Source organism: Fulvivirga kasyanovii (genome assembly GCF_009711405.1).
In the GTDB taxonomy this organism is placed as follows: Bacteria; Bacteroidota; Bacteroidia; order Cytophagales; family Cyclobacteriaceae; genus Fulvivirga; species Fulvivirga kasyanovii.
In genome coordinates this window covers 1-2250 of sequence record NZ_SMLW01000212.1, presented here as the reverse complement: position 1 = coordinate 2250, position 2250 = coordinate 1, and the positions used below count along the sequence as shown (strand labels likewise).

Annotated in this window: 1 protein-coding gene; it reads right to left on the bottom strand. The window is 36.2% G+C overall.

Going from position 1 to position 2250, the window contains the following annotated elements:
- Positions 1 to 36: 36 nt before the first annotated feature.
- Positions 37 to 2250: T9SS type A sorting domain-containing protein (locus E1163_RS00925; protein WP_221417888.1), on the bottom strand; the 2214-nt coding region annotated here is incomplete at its 5' end.

Genomic DNA, 2250 nt, shown 5'->3' with positions numbered 1-2250 from the left:
TATTTTGAAAAAAATTTCTTAGCTCAGGTACTGCAATTAATCGATTTTGACAAACCTCACATGACCCACCCGTTGGCCAATAATAACCTCAAGAAAGTAAATACCCTCGGGATAGTTTCTAATATCTATAGTCTCTAAAAAACCATTGAACTCTTTCAGTTTTGTTCCTCGACTGTCACGTATTATCATTTGTTCAATCGTCCCTTTCTTATGACCTGTAATATATATGAGTCCATTTCCCGGATTAGGATAAACCTTGACAGAAGACTCCATTCTAGCCTCAAGTGCCGTAATGGGAGGGGAAATCAGGTTAGAAATAGCAAACTTAGACGAACCTACTGCATTAACCGCACTAACTTTATATTGAACATACTTACTGGATTCGTCAAGCTCAATTGAAGTTGTGTTTTTACCAGTTATCGTTATTGTAACTGCTCCTACTTCTTCACCTTCTTTATAAATAATTCTTTGAACTTCAAAACCAGTCTCATTATTTGAATTATCCTGCCAGCCTAATTCATAAATGGAACCTTCTCTTTTGGTTAGAGACACTTCAGAAGGTATGGCAGGTTCATTAATAGGAATATCAAGTAATGCCAGTCCTGTACGAGGCTCATCATTTACACTGATAAGTTCACCATATGTCAATATTTGACCTGTCTCCAATACTTTTACGTAGCCACCACTTTTTATATCTCCCCAATTGGCTACTACAACATTCCAAAAATAGCCTTTAAGCAAATTGAAGTCCTTATCAAGAACTGCTATTTTTTCAATTCCATCTTCCGCTCGCACAAAATCACCTGTCATAAAGAATTTATCCTGTTGATAAGAAAAGCTATGAACAGGAGCACTCCATATACTCTTTAAAACTAAACTCAATTGCTCTACTTCTGCATTTGAAAGGTTAATTTTGTAAAAAACATTGTCCTGAAAGAAATATATTTCATCAGAGGCTACGACAAACCGATTGATTCTGTTTGAATTTTGAATATACTCTGCAACATGCTGCCCCTCTGGGGTTATAATTTTAAAAACAGTTTTATTATCTACAGCGCTACTATAGCCAATTACAAAATTACCATTTGTAAGATGGTTCACCCCTCTCAAATAGCCATCTAAATATAATGGCGTAAAGCTGCCATCGACAGAACCATCAGGCAAAAGCATAACACTCTCAGTAATTGGACCATTAGAATAATACTGCATGAAAATTATTAAACGGCCATCATCAAGAAAATACATTTCTATTTTTGGCTCGCTCGGCAAAACTTCCATATTGGCATTAAAAGTAGGATCAGCACTACCGTCCATTCTTAACCTTCTGATATCAAACTCATTATTAAAATTCCCAGCAACAACTATCTTAGTATTATCTGGAGAAATTTTGGCTTGATATATTTTTAATATATTTCCTAGGTCGGGGTTAAATGTCTCATCAGGTACTCCCTGCAAATTTATCTTTGCGAGTTGTTGAACTTCAATCTCGTTAATATGGCTTTGGTTGCCTACTACCATTAAACTACCACCAGTCAGCTCAATTATATCATTTATTTCCGCCCTGCCGTCAAAATCTACATCAAAAGATTGATCTACATCTCCACTGGGAGAGAGCTTTGCAATAGCATCTTTCTCACCGTTCACATCGCTGAAGCTTCCTCCAAGGATCATCTCATTATCTTTTGTAAATAAAATCTCCTTAACATAATAATCAACTCTAACACCCAAATCGTAAATATTGCCTGCTTCATCAAGCTTTATCAACTTGCGATTATATTGCAGATATGTATCCTTACCCAACGTACCTACAGCATACACATTGGTATAGTCATAGGGAAGAGCTTTAAATTTGGTATCTATAGTACCGTCTGAATTAAGCCTAAATAACACATAATTGGAGCCATCTTGGGAGTATATGCTCCCGGCTACTAATATTTTGTATTCCCCATCTATGTAGTGTAAATGAACATCTTCTACAGAAGCGGCTATACCTACAGCCGTAGCATTGAAACTATTATCCAAAGAACCATCTGGATTAATTCTGGTAATTACTCGAGGTGCATTCTCATATAGATTAAAATCACCGCCAATTAAAATTTTATTATCAGGTTGTATAACCACATCTAGAATCTCGCCCTCAAAAACATTATACAGTGGGCTAAAACTCCCATCTAGTTCCCCATGGGCATCAAGTCTGACAATATTATGCATTCTATCTGAATGCGGATTCCTCATCACTATAACTATTTT